11 protein-coding genes and 3 pseudogenes are annotated in these 16,409 nt (G+C 59.6%); 8 read left to right on the top strand and 6 right to left on the bottom strand.

Features of this window, described 5'->3' with window-relative positions; all coding sequences use genetic code 11:
- Positions 1-86 precede the first annotated feature (86 nt).
- Positions 87-1,181 carry an iron-sulfur cluster carrier protein ApbC gene (apbC, locus tag Q8R10_RS03885; protein ID WP_305651198.1) on the top strand — a complete coding sequence of 365 codons (1,095 nt, stop codon included), beginning with the start codon at positions 87-89 and terminating at the stop codon, positions 1,179-1,181.
- A 281-nt stretch (positions 1,182-1,462) separates the two neighbouring features.
- Here apbC and Q8R10_RS03880 read toward each other — a convergent pair whose 3' ends face one another.
- On the bottom strand, positions 1,463-1,672 hold the full coding sequence (locus Q8R10_RS03880) for a cold-shock protein (RefSeq protein WP_014336857.1): 210 nt from the start codon (positions 1,670-1,672) through the stop codon (positions 1,463-1,465).
- 319 nt (positions 1,673-1,991) lie between these two features.
- Between Q8R10_RS03880 and dcd the strand changes: the two genes are divergently transcribed.
- Positions 1,992-2,558, top strand: coding sequence for a dCTP deaminase (gene dcd / locus Q8R10_RS03875; RefSeq protein ID WP_305651195.1), 567 nt, complete (start codon positions 1,992-1,994; stop codon positions 2,556-2,558).
- A gap of 71 nt (positions 2,559-2,629) precedes the next feature.
- Here the strand turns inward: dcd and Q8R10_RS03870 are convergent.
- From Q8R10_RS03870 to Q8R10_RS03850, 5 genes and pseudogenes are all read right to left on the bottom strand, one after another.
- Positions 2,630-3,466: pseudogene (locus Q8R10_RS03870) on the bottom strand (2-hydroxyacid dehydrogenase); the annotation flags it as partial.
- Positions 3,406-3,672: a hypothetical protein gene (locus Q8R10_RS03865; protein WP_371133287.1), complete on the bottom strand. Its 267-nt coding sequence runs from the start codon at positions 3,670-3,672 to the stop codon at positions 3,406-3,408. The gene Q8R10_RS03865 and the pseudogene Q8R10_RS03870, both read right to left, overlap by 61 nt.
- 198 nt (positions 3,673-3,870) lie before the next feature.
- Complete coding sequence (locus tag Q8R10_RS03860) at positions 3,871-5,436, bottom strand: S8 family serine peptidase (RefSeq protein WP_305651193.1); 1,566 nt, start codon at positions 5,434-5,436, stop codon at positions 3,871-3,873.
- Between the two features lie 108 nt (positions 5,437-5,544).
- A pseudogene (locus tag Q8R10_RS03855) lies at positions 5,545-5,697 on the bottom strand (2-hydroxyacid dehydrogenase); the annotation flags it as partial.
- Between the two features lie 31 nt (positions 5,698-5,728).
- Positions 5,729-8,473 (bottom strand): response regulator, encoded by a 2,745-nt coding sequence (locus Q8R10_RS03850; RefSeq protein WP_305651191.1) that lies wholly within the window; start codon positions 8,471-8,473, stop codon positions 5,729-5,731.
- A 243-nt stretch (positions 8,474-8,716) separates the two neighbouring features.
- Between Q8R10_RS03850 and cysM the strand changes: the two genes are divergently transcribed.
- The 6 genes and pseudogenes from cysM to Q8R10_RS20805 form a co-directional block, all read left to right on the top strand.
- Positions 8,717-9,685, top strand: a complete 969-nt coding sequence (cysM, locus tag Q8R10_RS03845; protein WP_305651189.1) for a cysteine synthase CysM — start codon at positions 8,717-8,719, stop codon at positions 9,683-9,685.
- A gap of 2 nt (positions 9,686-9,687) precedes the next feature.
- Positions 9,688-11,040, top strand: a complete 1,353-nt coding sequence (gene rlmD / locus Q8R10_RS03840) for a 23S rRNA (uracil(1939)-C(5))-methyltransferase RlmD (protein ID WP_305651187.1) — start codon at positions 9,688-9,690, stop codon at positions 11,038-11,040.
- A 92-nt stretch (positions 11,041-11,132) separates the two neighbouring features.
- Positions 11,133-13,376: a GTP diphosphokinase gene (gene relA, locus Q8R10_RS03835; protein ID WP_305651185.1), complete on the top strand. Its 2,244-nt coding sequence runs from the start codon at positions 11,133-11,135 to the stop codon at positions 13,374-13,376.
- Between the two features lie 220 nt (positions 13,377-13,596).
- Positions 13,597-14,430, top strand: coding sequence for a nucleoside triphosphate pyrophosphohydrolase (gene mazG / locus Q8R10_RS03830; protein ID WP_305651183.1), 834 nt, complete (start codon positions 13,597-13,599; stop codon positions 14,428-14,430).
- Positions 14,431-14,544: 114 nt separating this feature from the next.
- Entirely contained in the window at positions 14,545-15,084 is a 540-nt protein-coding gene (locus Q8R10_RS03825; RefSeq protein WP_305651181.1) for a DUF2058 domain-containing protein, read from the top strand.
- Between the two features lie 830 nt (positions 15,085-15,914).
- Positions 15,915-16,316 (top strand): annotated as a pseudogene (locus Q8R10_RS20805) (methyl-accepting chemotaxis protein); the annotation flags it as partial.
- Positions 16,317-16,409 lie beyond the last annotated feature (93 nt).

Raw genomic sequence — 16,409 nt, 5'->3', positions numbered from 1 at the left:
TATAGCGCCGGCGGTTTTTTTTCATCCGTGCAGGCACTCGGGTAGGATAGCGGCATCTTTAAGTCAGTCTTTTTCGGGAGTTAAGCATGGGCCTTGTGACCCGCGAAGCGGTGGAAGCAGCACTGCGTCAGTACACCGATCCGCATTTGAATCAGGATCCGGTCAGCGCCGGCTGTGTGCGTGAGATTGATATTCTGGGTGGCAAGGTTCGCGTGCGCCTGCAATTGGGTTACGCCGCCGCCTTGTTTAAGAACGGTTGGGCGCAACTGCTGCAGATGGCGCTGGAGAATCTCGATGGCGTTGAGTCGGCCTCGGTGCAGGTCGACTGTGTGATCGAGGCGCACCAAGGTCAGGGTCAAGTGCCGGCGCTGAGTAACGTGAAAAACGTGATCGCCGTGGCGTCCGGTAAGGGTGGTGTGGGCAAGTCCACCACCGCCGCTAACCTGGCGCTGGCGCTGGCTCGCGAAGGCGCCAAAGTCGGTATTTTGGATGCGGATATCTATGGGCCGAGCCTGGGGATTATGTTTGGTATCCCGGCTGGCACTCGTCCGCAGATAAAAGAACAAAAATGGTTTGTGCCGATTCAGGCCCATGGCGTCGAAGTGATGTCGATGGCCTTTTTGACCGACGACAATACCCCGATGGTCTGGCGTGGGCCGATGGTTTCCGGCGCCTTGCTGCAGTTGGTCACGCAAACGGCCTGGAGTGATCTGGACTATCTGGTCGTCGATATGCCGCCAGGCACCGGCGATATCCAGCTGACTTTGGCGCAAAAAGTACCAGTGGTCGGTGCCGTGATTGTCACCACGCCGCAAGACTTGGCGCTGCTGGATGCCAAGAAGGGCGTCGAGATGTTCCGTAAGGTCAATATCCCGGTGCTGGGCGTGGTGGAAAACATGGCCGTGCACATTTGCTCCAATTGCGGGCATGCCGAGCATCTGTTCGGTGAAGGTGGTGGCGCACGTTTGGCCGAGCAATATGGGGTTGAGCTATTGGCTTCGATGCCCTTATCGATGCTGATCCGCGAGCAGGCCGATAGCGGCACGCCTACGGTGGTGGCGGAGCCTGAGTGCCAGATTTCCATGGTCTATCAAGAGTTGGCCCGTTTGGTCGGGGCGCGGATCGTTCTGCAAGCTGCGGCTGCGCAGGCGCTGCCAAATATCGTTATCAGCGACGACTGAGACTGCTGCTGTTTGCCTGGCAGCCTGTCGGACTTAACGCTGTCCTACTGCGGAAAAGCCGGATTTGGTCATTTTCTGCGTTCTTTCTCGTTGAATAGAATGACTATTCGCCTCAAAAGAGCGCAAAAACTGCCTCAAACCGGTCTTTCCCTCGCTACGAACGGTCAAGCCCGACAGGCTGCTAGCGGCTGAGTCGCCAGGCAAACAGCGAGGCAAAGCACTAAACGAAAGGCATAAAAAAACCCCGCTCGAGAGCGGGGTTCTTTTTGAATCAGTACAAGTTAGATAACTTGAACTTCTTCAGCTTGCATGCCTTTCTGGCCGCGAGTTGCTACGAAAGAAACCTGTTGGCCTTCTTTCAAGCTTTTGAAGCCGTCGCTTTGGATGGCTTTGAAGTGAACGAACAGGTCATCGCCCGATTGTGGAGTGATGAAGCCGAAGCCTTTTTCATCGTTGAACCACTTAACGGTACCAGTTTGACGATTCGACATGGTGTATCTCCTAAAACAAATTAAATTACAGCCCTAGACAAGCGCAGGCCAAGACTGAGTGCAACGAGTAAAAGGAGTCGTGCGATGATTGGATCGAAATTCAACATCAGGTAGCGATTCGCGGTGACACATGCAACACAGTGAACAAACGATACCCGCTTTTAGCCGCTAGTGCTAATAATTTGTGCGACTTGTGCAGAATCGCTGATTGACGGTGTGTTCCACAGAGCTGCGCGGCAATTTCTGTGGGCTTTGATCCCTGTCGATGCCCCGGTAAGATAGGCCATCGATTTCATCACCTCCTTATAGGAACGCCGCCATGAGTATCAAATCGGATAAATGGATTCGTCGCATGGCCCAGGAGCACGGCATGATTGAGCCCTTCGTTGAGCGCCAAGTGCGTGCCGAGGGTGCGCAGCCGCTGATCTCTTATGGGGTTTCCAGCTACGGTTACGACGTGCGCTGCGCCGATGAATTTAAGGTGTTCACCAATATTAATTCGGCCACGGTGGACCCGAAAAACTTCGATGAGAAGAGCTTTGTCGACGTTAAAAGTGATGTGTGCATTATCCCGCCCAACTCATTTGCCTTGGCGCGCACTGTCGAGTTCTTCCGTATTCCGCGCAACGTGCTGACCATCTGCTTGGGTAAAAGTACTTATGCGCGTTGCGGCATTATCGTCAACGTCACTCCCCTTGAGCCTGAGTGGGAAGGTCATGTGACCCTGGAGTTTTCCAATACCACCACCTTGCCGGCCAAGATCTACGCCAATGAAGGGGTGGCGCAGATGCTGTTCTTTGAGTCCGATGAGGTCTGTGAAGTGTCGTATAAGGATCGCGGTGGCAAATACCAAGGTCAGTTAGGCGTTACCTTGCCCAAGGCCTGATGGGTCTTTAGCAATGCAAAGAAGCCGGGTCATTCCCGGCTTTTTTTCGCCTGCAGTTTGTGTGTCGTTGCTTAGGCTTGGACTTGGTTTTGCACTTGGCCGGCAGCCCAGCAGGCGATGTTTTCCAGGGTGGTGTTGGCTATCCCGGCCAGTGCTTCGCGGGTCAAGTAGGCTTGGTGGGCGGTGACTATGACGTTGGGGAAGGTCAGCAGACGTGCCAGCACGTCATCTTGCAGGGGTAAGTCCGACTGGTCCTCAAAGAACAGCGCAGCTTCTTCCTCATAAACATCCAGGACGAGGTAGCCGAGTTGGCCGTTTTTTAGCGCCTCGATAAGCGCCGGGGTGTCGACCAGAGCGCCGCGGCCGGTGTTGATCAGCATGGCGCCGGGCCGCATGCAGGCCAGCGACTACTGGTTGATCAGATGGCGAGTGCTGGTGGTTAGCGGGCAATGCAGGCTGATGATCTGCGCTTGCGCTAATACCTGGTGCAGCGGCAAATAACGCACGCCCCGGGCTTGCAGCTGGGCGTCGGGTTGCGGGTCGTGGGCCAGTAGCTGGCAGCCAAAGCCGGCCATGATATTGGCGAAGGCTGAACCGATTTGACCGGTACCAATAATGCCGACGGTTTTGCCGTGCAAATCGAAGCCAATCAACCCATGCAGGGAAAAATCACCCTCGCGAGTGCGGTTAAAGGCGCGGTGTATGCGCCGGTTAAGGGCCAATATCAGCGCGGTCGCGTGTTCGGCGATGGCAAAAGGTGAGTACGCCGGCACCCTGACCACGGCGATGCCAAGCTGCTGCGCCGCCTTTAGGTCGACATGGTTGTAGCTGGCCGAGCGCAAGGCGATCAGTTGCGTGCCGCCGGCGGCCAGGCGTTGCAGTACCGGCGCAGATAGATCGTCATTAATAAGGCGATGGCGCCTATATAGGGCAGCGGCGCAGCGCTGGCTAGCACCACGGTGATGGCGTGTGCCTGAACCAGCTGGCGAATGGGCTCCAGCAGCTCATCCTGCGGTTGGACTGTGTATTGACCCAGGGCTGGCAGTTCGTAGCCGCTGAGCGACAGTTCGGGAAACACCAGGATATCGACGTTGGCAGCGCTGGCCGCAGCGATAAAGCGGCAGTGGATCGCGACATTGGCGGCAAGGTGCGCAGGGCACGGACAGGGATTGGGCGGCGCCGATTCGCATGCTGGAAACTCGAAAGATGAGCGATAGCCAGGGCTCGGGTATCGCCGAATAAGCGCTGCGGCCGTTGCCGCAACGCCTGGAATAAGTCCCGAGGCAGTTTGCCTGCCTCGGGGTCGGGTTGGCTATTCGTAACGCCAGAACAGCGTCAAGCCGGAGAGCGCAGAGTAAGCACGCACGCCGATATGCCAAGTGCCGGCGGCGGGATTTTCCACGGTGCAGGTTTCCGTATTGCCGTCGAGGTAAGGGCGGCAGTTCCACTGGCTGGTGGTCGGCCGGCTACCAAGGCGGGTGTAGAGGTCTGCATCACCGGTGCCGCCGCTGGTTTTCACCGTCAGGCGCTTGCTACCGCTGGGTACGTCGACGCTGTAATACAGCCAGCCGCCGCGGGCAGCGGAGAGGTTTTCATAGGTTTTTTCCTCGGCATCGCCGCCACCGCCAGTGGCATCGCAGCCCTTCTCGGCGATCAGGTCGCTGGCGCGCTTGGCCTTGACGATGCCAAAGCCGTAGTAGTTGTCGCGCCCGGCGCTGCCACGATCCTCGGCCGTGCTATTGACTACCTTGCGGATCTGCTGCGCGGTGCATTGACGATGCTGGCTCCAGACCAGGGCGTAGACCGCGGAAACATGTGGGGTGGCCATGGAGGTGCCGTTGAAGTCCGCGTAGCTGTTGCCGGGGATGGTCGAGCGCACCCCGACGCCTGGCGCCGCCACTTCGACCTGGCTGTTGTACTGGGAGAACGAGGCGCGGTTACCGCTGCTATCGACCGCCGCCACCGACACCACGGAGTCGTACGAAGCGGGGTAGGACAGTGCGCTGCTGCCACTGTTACCGGCCGCCGCCACCACCAGCACACCGTTCTGGTGGGCCGCGTCCATGGCGTTGCGCTCGGTGGTGGACGAACCGCCGCCGCCCAGGCTCATGCTGATCACCGTGGAGCCGGCGTCGCGGCATTGCTGGATGGCCATCACCAGATCCGAGCCGTAGGCCCAGCTGCCGCTGTTGTTGAACACCTTGACGATATGCAGGCCGATATTGCCCGACGGGCTGACACCGACCACGCCGAGGTCATTGCCGCCCAGCGCGGCTATGGTGCCGGCGACGTGGGTGCCGTGGCCGTCGCCGTCTTCGTACCAGTTGCCGCTGTCGACGCTGCCGTAGCCGTCGTTGCCGGTGATGCCCGAAGACGGCAGGTCCTGATGGCCGAGGTCGTAACCGGTGTCGACGATGCACACCTTCATGTTCGAGATGTTGTTATCGGCCAGTTGATTGGCCTGCACCATGGGAATGCCGTAAGGCACTTGTTCGGCCATCAGGTAGCGGCGCGGGTCCAGCTCGACGTATTCCACCGCCGGGTTGGCCTTGAGCTGCTTGAGCTGCGCCGGAGTCAGGCGCGCCACGCTGGCGGCCTGTTGCTCCAGGTGCATGATGGCGCGCGCCTGAACCTGGCCGAGCAGGCGTTGCGCGGTCTGGCTGGCGAACTTGCCGGCGCTAAGCGGCGCCACCTGATCGGTTGTGCTCTGCGCCGACGGTGCCAGTTCCTTGTACTTGATGATGTAACGCAACGGCTCCTGCTCCGGGGCGGAGGCCAGCGCCTGGGCGGAGAAGCTCGGTTGTTCCGACGCCTGGGCGTGCGCCAGGCCGGTTGCCATTACCAATAGAGCCAGTGTGGTGCGTTGAAATCGTTGCACGTGAATCTCCTGATTGGTTGCCGCTGAATGCAGCTGTCGGAAATCCTAGGGGAGTGTTTCCCAAAGCCAAGGCCGTTCGTCGTTTTAAATGAAAAAATATCAATAAAAAAAGGCGCACACCACAGCGCAGCCTTGCGCTAAGGCTGCGGTAGCAAGGCTTAAGTGGCTGTGCTGGAACTCCAGTGCGGCGCCTGCCGGCAAGGACGCGGCACTAAAACTGTCGCGGTCGTAGGGTTGGCTGCTGAACAAGATAATCCGCATCAAGTGGCTCCCGTATGGCGGCTGGCAAGCTTTAAGCGCTGGCTTGGGTTGCGTTGAGCAGACGCTCGATGGCGGCATCCAGCTCATCGAGCGCCGCGTTTGCTGCGGGTGAGTTTTGCTTGAGTAGGCTCTCGCAGTGCTGACAACTGGCGCGCAATTGCGGCACCCCGCAGTAACGGGTGGCGCCGTGCAGGCGATGTACCCGTTCCAGCAATGCCTCGCGGGCATTGTTGGCGCGCGCCTCTTGCAGCGTCAGGCGGTCATTTGCCAGCGAACCGAGCAGCATGCTGAGCATGTCGGCGGCCAGGTCGGCTTTGCCAGCGGCCAGTTGCAGGCCTTCGGCGTGATCGAGCACGCTGAGGTTGATGGCTCGCTCGGCGTTGTCGCGCGGGCGTGGTGGGGCGTAGTGGCGCAGCGCTAAACCGGTCCACTTGAGTACCACCTGGGCCAGTTGTCGCTCGTTGATCGGCTTGGTTAGGTAGTCGTCCAGGCCGCTTTGCAGCAAGACGTGTTTTTCGTTGGCCAGGGCATGGGCTGTGAGCGCGATGATCGGCAAATGATTGCGGCCCAGTTCTGTCTCCCATTGACGAATGGCCACAGTCGTTTGCCGGCCATCCATGCCGGGCATCTGTACGTCCATAAACACCAGGTCGTAGTCGTGCAGCTTCACCGCATCCAGCGCGGCGTAGCCACTGTCGACCGCATCCACTTGGGCGCCCTGGTCTTCGAGCAGGGTTTTGACCAGCAACAGGTTGGCCGGGTTGTCATCCACGCACAGTAGATAGGGCGCGCGGGTGGCTTGCGGTTGCAGGTTATCGGTCTGCAGTGGGCCGATCAGCTCGCTCAGGGTGCGTTGCAATTTGCGCGTGCAGGCGGGCTTGGCCTGGATGCAAAAGTGCGCATCGGGTAAGCCTTGGTGATACAGCGTTTGCTCGGTGGTGGGCGACAGCAGCAGCACCTTGCAATCCAGCCGGTCGAGTTCCCAGAGTCGCGCCAGTAAACGCTGGGGTGGCAGTTCTTGGGCGGTGACGCCGAGCACCGCCAGATGAATCGGCGTCGCGCCGTACTGCTGTTGTTTGACCGCCGTCAGCAGGCTGTCGAGGGTGCTGAAGGGCTGTACTATCAGGCCGCAGTCTTCCAATTGGTGTTGCAGCGCCTGGCGGGCCAGTTCGTGGCTTTCCAAAATAGCCACTTGTTGGCCGAGCAGTGGCGCGCGTGGCAAGTCTTCGCTGTCGTCGCGGGCCTTGGGCAGACTGAGGCTGACCCAAAACTCCGAGCCTTCGCCGGGGGTGCTGGCGACGCCAATTTCGCCACCCATTTGCTCGATCAGACGTTTGGAGATGACCAGGCCCAGACCGGTGCCGCCGGATTCGCGGGTGAGTGAATTGTCGGCCTGGCTAAAGGCTTGAAACAGGGCGCGCAGGTCTTCATCGGACAGTCCGATGCCGCTGTCTTGCACGCTGATGCGCAGCTGCACGTGCTCGTCGCTCTCGTCCTCGAGCATGGCGCGGGCGATGATGGTGCCCTCGCGGGTGAATTTAATCGCGTTGCTGGCCAGGTTAGTGAGGATCTGCTTGAGCCGCTGCGGGTCGCCGATCAGGGTCATGGGCGTGTCGCGATAGACCAGGCTGAGCAGCTCCAGTTGTTTGGCGTGGGCGGCCGGGGCGAGCAGGGTGAGGGTGTCCTGGAGTAAATCGCGCAGATTAAACGGAATGTTTTCCAGCACCAGCTTGCCGGCCTCGATTTTGGAAAAATCGAGGATCTCGTTGATGATCCCCAGCAGCGTGTCGGCCGACTGATTGATGGTGTCCAGATAGTCTTGCTGACGCGGGCTCAGATCACTTTTTTGCAGCAGATTGGTGAAGCCGATAATGCCGTTCAGCGGGGTGCGAATCTCGTGGCTCATATTGGCGAGAAATTCCGACTTGAGCCGGCTGTTCTCCAGCGCTTCTTTACGGGCCATATCCAGTTCGATGTTCTGGATTTCGATGGTCTCCAGGTTTTGCTGCACGTCCTCGGTGGCCTGATCGACACTGTGTTGCAGTTCTTCTTGGGCGTTTTGCAGTGCTTCGGCCATGCGGTTGATGCCGGCGGCGAGCTGGTCTAATTCATGGCTGCCGAGGGGTTCCAGGCGGGTTTCGAGGTGACCGTCTTTGAGGCGCGCCACGCTTTGCTTGATCTTATGCAGCGGAATATTGATCGCCCGGCTCAGGCGCGAGGCAATCAGTGCGGTGCCGATCAGCCCGGCCAGAATCAACAGCAGGCTGGTCAGCAGGCTGCGGTAGCCGCGCAGCAAGGTGCTGTCGTGAGACAGTTCGAGGTCGACCCAGCCGAGCAGTTGCTTGTCCTCATCGGCGGGCAATTCAGCGGCGTTGCTGCGCGGGCTAAACACCGGTAACAAGAAACGGCTGGCGGCATGGTTGCTGAGCACGCTCAGTTGTTTATTGCTGCTGCTGGGGGCCGGGTTGAGCATATTTGGGCCAGCATGGGCGCGCAGGCTGCGTTGCGCATCCAGCACCCGCACCGAGCGGGCGTCAGGTTGCTCCAGGCCTTCATCGGCAATCCGTTCGAGCAACTGGGCGTCATTGTTTTGCAGGGCGGGCGCGGCCAGGGTGGCCAATTGGGTGGCAATCATCTGCCCGCGTTGCTGGAGCTGGGCCTGCAAATCCGACAGCTGGGTCCAGGTGTAATAACCGCCCAAGCCCAATGCCAGCAAGCTGCTGGGCAGCAGTGAGAGCAGTAATACCCGGCCTTTAATACCTATTTCCTTGAACACCTGAACTCCTTGGTCTTAGGTTTTGTTGACGTAAGCGCGCCGCGTTGCCGCGCTTATGTCAACAAAACCTCGCTGTTAAAGCTGATCTGGGCGGCAGTGTAACCCTTGCTTTTGCCGCAATAACAGGTGCGGCCACGCAGGCTTAACCGACTGAAACAAAGTCTGGGCTTGGCGGTAATAGGGGACGTGACGGTTTGCCGTTATCATAGGCATCTATTTCTGCCGTGCGGATTGCGTTGCGCCATGACCTTGCTGCTTGCCACTGACGAATTTCCGACCATCGCCGATTACATCGGCCAGACCCCGCTGGTGCGCCTGCAGCGTTTGCCGGGGGTGACCACTAATACCTTGCTGGTCAAACTCGAGGGTAATAATCCGGCCGGCTCGGTGAAAGATCGCCCGGCCTTGTCGATGATTACCCGGGCCGAACTGAGCGGCGCGATTGCCCCCGGCGACACCCTGATTGAAGCCACTTCGGGTAATACCGGGATTGCCCTGGCGATGGTCGCGGCGATCAAAGGCTACCCGATGGTGCTGATCATGCCGGCCAGCTCGACCGCCGAGCGCAAGGCGGCGATGACCGCTTATGGCGCCCAGTTGATTCTGGTCGAGAGCATGGAGGCCGCCCGCGACCTGGCTTTGCAAATGCAAGCCGAGGGGCGTGGCAAGGTGCTCGATCAGTTTGCCAATCGCGATAATCCCGAAGCCCATTACCTGGGCACCGGGCCGGAAATCTGGCAACAGAGCCACGGGCGAATTACCCACTTTATTAGCTCGATGGGTACCACCGGCACCATCATGGGCGTGTCGCGCTACCTTAAAGAGCAGAACCCGGCGGTGCAGATTGTCGGTTTGCAGCCCGAAGACGGCGCCTCGATTGCTGGCATTCGGCGCTGGCCAACCGAGTATTTGCCGCAGATCTATCAAGCCGAACGGGTGGATCGGATCATCGACATGGCCCAGTTCGAAGCCGAAAGCGTGATGCGCCGGCTGGCCCGCGAAGAGGGCATCTTCTGCGGGGTGTCCTCGGGCGGTGCTGTCGCGGCGATGCTGCGGCTGTCGGCGGAAGTTGAAAACGCCGTGCTGGTGGCGATCATCTGTGACCGTGGCGATCGTTACCTGTCCACCGGCATCTACGATGAACCGCGCGATGAAAAGCATGCTGAGCCGCAAGCTCAACCGAATGATCAGTCGCCGAACGAGCAACCCTAAGCATGGCTAAGAAAGAGCTGAACCTGCGCTTCCAACCCAGTGGCGGCGTGCGTGCGGCGTCCTTGCCGACGGGCAAGAAACAACGGCTGACGATTGAGCGATTGGCTAACGATGGCCGTGGTATTGCCTTTGTTGAGGGCCGTACCTGGTTTGTTGCCGGCGCCTTGCCCGATGAACAGGTGGAAGCCCGGGTGCTCAGCGCTCGTAGTCAGGTGGTCGAGGCGCGTGCCGAGCGTATTCTTAGCGCCAGCCCGCTGCGCCGCAGCGAGCCCTGTGCGCATGCCAAGACCTGTGGCGGCTGCACATTGCAACACTTGCCCCATAGCGAGCAGTTGGCGCTCAAGCAACAAACCTTGGCCGAGCAATTACTCAGGGTTGCCGGTCTGGTGCCGGAGGAATGGGCGGCGCCCTTGGTCGGCCCCGAGTTCGGTTATCGCCGGCGTGCGCGGATTGCCGTGCGCTGGGACCCTAAGGTTCGTCAGCTGCAGGTCGGGTTTCGCGCTGCGGCCAGCCAGGACATCGTCGCCATCGGCGATTGCCTGGTGCTGGTACAGCCCTTGCAGTCGATTCTGCGCGCCTTACCGCAGGTGCTGCGCAGCTTGAGTAAGCCTCAGGCCGTGGGTCATGTTGAGCTGTTTAATGGCACTGCCAGTGCTGTGTTGGTGCGCCATACCGCGGTTTTGGTGGATGAAGACCTGGCTCGTCTGCAGGCTTTTTGTGCAGAACATAATGCCCAGCTGTGGTTGCAGGGCGTGGGTGATCCGCAGCCGATGCCGGCCGGGCAAAGTTTGGGGTTTGCGCTGGATACTTGGAACTTGCAGCTGGCCTACAGGCCCGGCGATTTTGTTCAGGTTAATGCCCCGATAAATGAGGCGATGATCGCCCAGGCGCTGGACTGGTTGGCGCCGCAAGCTGATGAGAGGGTGCTGGATTTGTTCTGTGGCCTGGGCAACTTTGCCTTGCCATTGGCCCAGCGGGTGCGTGAGGTGGTGGCCGTTGAAGGTGTGGCGGCAATGGTCGAGCGGGCCAAGCTAAACGCCAGCAGCAATGGTTTGGCTAATCTGCAGTTTTATCAGGCCGACTTGGCCGAGCCGGTGGCCAAGGGTGCTTGGGGTGCCGAGGGCTTTGCCGCAGTGCTGCTCGACCCGCCCCGCGATGGCGCTTGGCACGCCGTGCAACAAATGGCCGCCAGTGGTGCCCAACGGGTGTTGTATGTGTCCTGTAACCCGGCGACCTTGGCCCGCGATGCGGCGGAGTTGGTGCGTCAGGGTTACCGGCTCAAGCGTGCCGGGATTCTCGATATGTTTCCGCAAACGGCGCATGTCGAGGCGATGGCGTTGTTCGAGGCGAGCTAGGAAGCTCGCTTAATCCGGCCGACTCAAGCGAGTTGGCCGCGGATGGTATCGGGGCGTTAATGATGCACCCCGATTAGCAAGGGTAAGCAGCGATGGTTCAGGTAAGAGCGCAACAGCCGATCAATGCCGACGGCAGTATCAACCTCGAGAGCTGGTTGGACCACGTCCTCAGCCTCGATCCGGCGCTCGACCGCGCCGCCCTGCAAAGCGCCTGCGAATTTGCCCGCGAGTCTGAGCAGCAAGCCAATGCGGCGAAAAATTTATGGGCCGAAGGCACCTCGAGTTTTCAGGTCGGTTTGGACATTGCGGTGATTCTGGCCGACCTCAAACTCGATCAAGACTCCCTGGTGGCGGCGGTGATTTACCGTGGCGTGCGCGAGGGCAAGATCTCCCTGGCCGCGGTGCAGCAACGCTTCGGTCCGGTGGTCAGCAAGCTGATCGATGGCGTGCTGCGCATGGCCGCTATCAGCGCCAGTTTGAACCCGCGCGAATCCCTGGTGCTCGGCACCCAGGTGCAGGTCGAGAACCTGCGCAAGATGCTGGTGGCGATGGTCGATGACGTGCGCGTGGCACTGATCAAACTGGCCGAGCGCACCTGCGCGATTCGCGCGATCAAGCATGCCCCCGAGGAGAAGCGCCATCGGGTCGCCCGCGAGGTGTTTGATATCTATGCGCCCCTGGCCCATCGCTTAGGGATTGGCCATATCAAGTGGGAGCTGGAGGACCTGTCCTTTCGCTACCTGGAGCCGGAGCAATACAAGCAAATCGCCAAGTTGCTGCATGAGCGCCGGCTGGATCGCGAGCAGTACATCAGCGAGGTGATGCAGCAGTTGCGGGGCGAGTTGGCGGCGGCCGGTATCGAAGCCGACATCAGCGGCCGGGCCAAACACATCTATTCGATCTGGCGCAAAATGCAGCGCAAAGGCCTGGAGTTCAGTCAGATCTTCGACGTGCGGGCGCTACGGGTGCTGGTGCCGGCGGTGCGTGACTGCTACACCGCGCTGGGCATCGTGCACAGCCTGTGGCGGCACGTGCCCAAAGAATTCGATGACTACATCGCCAATCCCAAGGAGAACGGTTACCGCTCCTTGCACACTGCTGTGCTCGGTCCGGACGGCAAGGTCTTTGAGGTGCAGATCCGCACCAGCAACATGCACGAAGAGGCGGAGCTGGGGGTGTGCGCCCACTGGCGTTACAAGGGCACCGACGTCAAATCCAGCTCCAACCATTACGAGGAGAAAATCTCCTGGTTGCGTCAGGTGCTTGAGTGGCATGAAGAGCTGGGCGACATCGGCAGCCTGGCCGAACAATTACGGGTCGATATCGAGCCGGATCGGGTCTATGTATTCACCCCCGACGGCCACGCGATTGATTTGCCCCAAGGCGCCACGCCGCTGGATTTCGCCTACCGGGTGCACACCGAAATCGGCCACAACTGCCGTGGCGCCAAGATCAACGGCCGCATAGTGCCGCTCAACTACAGCCTGCAGACCGGTGAGCAGGTGGAAATCATCACGAGTAAGCACGGCACCCCCAGCCGTGACTGGCTCAACACTAACCTGGGTTATATCACCACCTCGCGGGCGCGGGCGAAAATTGTCCACTGGTACAAGCTGCAGGACCGTGACCAAAACGTCGCGGCCGGCAAGGCCATGTTTGAACGCGAACTGGCGCGGGTAGGGCTGCCGGCGGTGGACTTCGAGCGCCTCGCCGAGAAAGCCACTCTCAAATCTGCCGAAGACCTGTTTGCCGGCCTCGGTGCCGGCGATTTGCGCCTGGTCCAGCTGGTCAATCTGGCTCAGCAACTGGTTGAACCAGAGCGTGACCATCAGCAGTTAGAGCTGATCCCACGGCGGCCCAGCGGCTTCAAACCGGGCAAGCGTGGCGATATTCAGATTCAAGGCGTCGGCAACCTGATGACGCAAATAGCCGGTTGCTGCCAGCCGCTGCCGGGCGATCCGATTGTTGGCTATATCACCCAGGGTCGTGGCGTCAGCATCCACCGCCAAGACTGCGCCATGGTGCTGCAATTAAACGGTCGCGAGCCGGAGCGAATCATTCAGGTCAGCTGGGGTCCGGTGCCGGTGCAGACCTATCCGGTGGATATCATCATCCGCGCCTACGACCGTTCCGGCCTGCTGCGTGACGTCTCGCAAGTGCTGCTCAACGAGAAGATCAACGTGCTGGCGGTCAACACCCGCTCCAATAAAGAAGACAGCACCGCGGCCATGTCGCTGACCATCGAGATTCCTGGGCTGGAGGCGCTGGGGCGGTTGCTGGGGCGCATCTCCCAGTTGCCCAATATTATCGAGGCCCGCCGCAGTCGCACGGCCTGAGCTACTGCACTCGATCTGGCGTTGTTGAAGGTCTGCCGAAAAATGCTCATTGGCACCAGCCAACTCCGCTTTTTCGGCAGACCTTCGCCTAGCCAGCTCTTCGCTCGTGACGCTCAGGTGTATGTCATTAGTTTCGATAATGACGTTGTTGCAGCAGACCGCAGGAGCGGACGCAGCCTAGTGACGCTCAATCACAGTTTTTTGTTCGGGGGAGTTGTTTATGTACAAAATCGAAGACCTGCTCTACCTGATGGAGCGTTTGCGTGACCCGCTAACGGGCTGTCCCTGGGATCTCAAGCAGACTTACGCAAGCTTGGTGCCCCATACGCTGGAAGAGGCTTATGAGGTGGCGGATGCCATCGAGCAGGGCGACTTTGCTCACTTGCCCGGTGAGCTGGGCGATCTGTTGTTTCAGGTGGTGTATTACAGCCAGTTGGCCCGCGAGGACGGGCGTTTCGAGTTTGCCACGGTGATCGACAGCATCACCCGCAAGCTGGTCAGCCGCCATCCCCACGTGTTTGCCAATGGCGATTTGTATGCGCAGGCTACGGCCCAGCAAGTCGATGAGGCTGCGGTTAAACAACGCTGGGAGCAGCTCAAGGCCGGCGAGCGGGCCGCCCGTGCGGACGCCCCGCTGCAGTTGTCGCTACTCGATGATGTGCCCAGTGCGCTGCCGGCCTTGTCGCGCTCGATCAAGCTGCAAAAGCGCACCGCCCAGGTCGGCTTCGATTGGCCGGATGCCTTGCCGGTGGTCGATAAGGTCCGTGAAGAACTCGATGAAGTGCTGGAAGCCATGGCGGATAATGACCCGCAAGCGATCGAGGATGAGTTGGGTGATCTGCTGTTTGCCGTGACCAATCTGGCCCGTCACCTCAAGGTCGATCCGGAAAGCGCCTTGCGCGCCGCCAACCGTAAATTTGAGCGGCGCTTTCGCTTTATCGAGCAGCTCTTGCGCGAAGCCCAACGGCCGATTGAGAATTGCAGCCTCGACGAGCTGGATGCCCTCTGGGGCGAAGCCAAGAAACAGGAAAAAAATGGCACCGGCTGCGCGTAGGGCGGACTCAGGAGCGCAGCGAACAGTCCGCCATTCATCGATGCTGGGTGGGTTAACGCAGCCTAATCCGCCGTTTCAAATCACTCATTTAAATTTATCGGTAAGGTTCAGGTTATGAGTATTTCTCTTCGCGACCAGCTGCTAAAAGCCGGCTTGGTCAGCCAGAAGCAGGCCAAGCAGGTCGGCAAAGATCAACAGAAACAAAAGCGCCTGGAGCACAAAGGGCAAGTTCCAGTCGATGACTCCCAGCAGCAAGCCGCCCTGCAAGCCAAGGCCGAGAAGGTTGAGCGCGATCAGCTGCTAAACCGTCAGCAGCAAGACAAGATCGAGCAAAAAGCCCGCGCCGCGCAAATCAAGCAGCTGATCGAAATCTCGCGCCTGCCCAAGCTGACCACCGAGGATTACTACAACTTCGTCGACGACAAGAAGGTTAAGCGCCTGTCGGTGAACAAACTGATGCGCGACAAACTCAGCCACGGCTCGCTGGCCATAGTCCAGCACGGCGGCGGCTATGAAGTGATCCCCCGGGAAGCCGCGCTGAAGATCCAAGAGCGTGACCCGCGCCGGGTCATTTTGCTCAATACCCCAACGCAGGCGCCGGATGCCGATGACCCTTACGCCGCCTATCAGGTGCCCGATGACCTGATGTGGTAAGGCAACAACCACAGACTAAATACCGGGCGCTGCCCGGTTTTTTTATGCCTGGAATTTGCTCAGGCTGGAACAGTCATCAAGTCGCTCGCTGATCACCCGGACAGCCTAAGTAGTTATATTTCTTGCGGCTACTACGAGGCTTTTAAAGCACATTTTTTATCTGTAAGCCAGCATGTTTTTTGCCTTAAATCAACTAGTCTTTATTCACGGTGACTGCTGCTGAGCCAGTGCTGTGTGTGGTTTGCCGCCCATTTTGCTATGCCGCTTTTGTTCAGAAGGGAGCAAGCATGGACTCAAATTCATCGCAATCCACTGCCCGTGCAGGCGTTTGGCTATTGCTCAGTTTGCTCGCGCTGGCGGCAGCCTGCCTGTTACTGGCGGACGCTTGGTGGAAGGCCCTGTTGGCCATCGGCGTATTAGGGACGCTGCAGTTTCTGACTTGGAAGCTAGCCAATGGCGGGCCGCAGGAGGCGCCAGTGGCAGTGGTCGAGCCTGCAGTCGGCCTGCTCGAGTCGCTGCGCGAACTGCTGGAGAATGTGTTGCCGCTGTGGATGCAACACGTCGAACTGGCCCGCTCACAAACTGAAACCGCCGCCAACGGTTTGGCCGCCAAATTTGGCGCCATCAATCAGCAGCTTGCCGAAGCCGTCGGGGGCAGCGCCGATGGCAGTGCCGATGAAGTATTTGAAATCATTCGCCACGCCCAGGTCGAACTGCCTAAGGCCGTCAGTGTGATGGATGAAACCCTTGCCGAACGGGCGGCTTTTTTGAGCGAGATCCACGAGCTGGGGCGCTTTGTCGAAGAGCTGTTCAAGATGGCCGATGACGTGGCCAAGATTGCTTCGCAGACCAATCTGCTGGCGCTCAATGCGGCCATCGAAGCGGCGCGGGCCGGCGATGCCGGGCGAGGTTTTTCGGTAGTTGCCGATGAGGTGCGCAAGCTGTCGACCATGTCCGGCGACACTGGCACCCGAATTACTGCCAAGGTCGCCATTATGGGCGACAGCATGCGGCAGATTATTTTGCGCGCCGAGCAAGTGGCCAAGGTTGAGCAGGAAAAAACTCAGCAAGCCGGCAGCATTGTCGGGCAGGTGCTCGGCCAATTAACCCAGGGCATTGAGCAGCAAGGCTTGCGTCTGGAGCAGCTACGCGCCAGTGGCGGCGAGGTTGAGCGGGCGATTAATAAGGCTATGTACCCGTTAACCGTTGCGCCAAGCGGTAGCTCTTTGTAGGAGGGGCTTTAGCCGCGACCCGCATCCCACAGGGCGCGCTGGCACACTGCAAAGCATCGCGGCTAAAGCCCCTCCCACGAGTTTTGCGGCGCT

This window comes from Pseudomonas sp. (genome assembly GCF_030698175.1).
Lineage (GTDB): Bacteria > Pseudomonadota > Gammaproteobacteria > Pseudomonadales > Pseudomonadaceae > Aquipseudomonas.
Note: the sequence above shows the minus strand (reverse complement) of the source record. Positions and strands in the feature narration are given on the sequence as shown.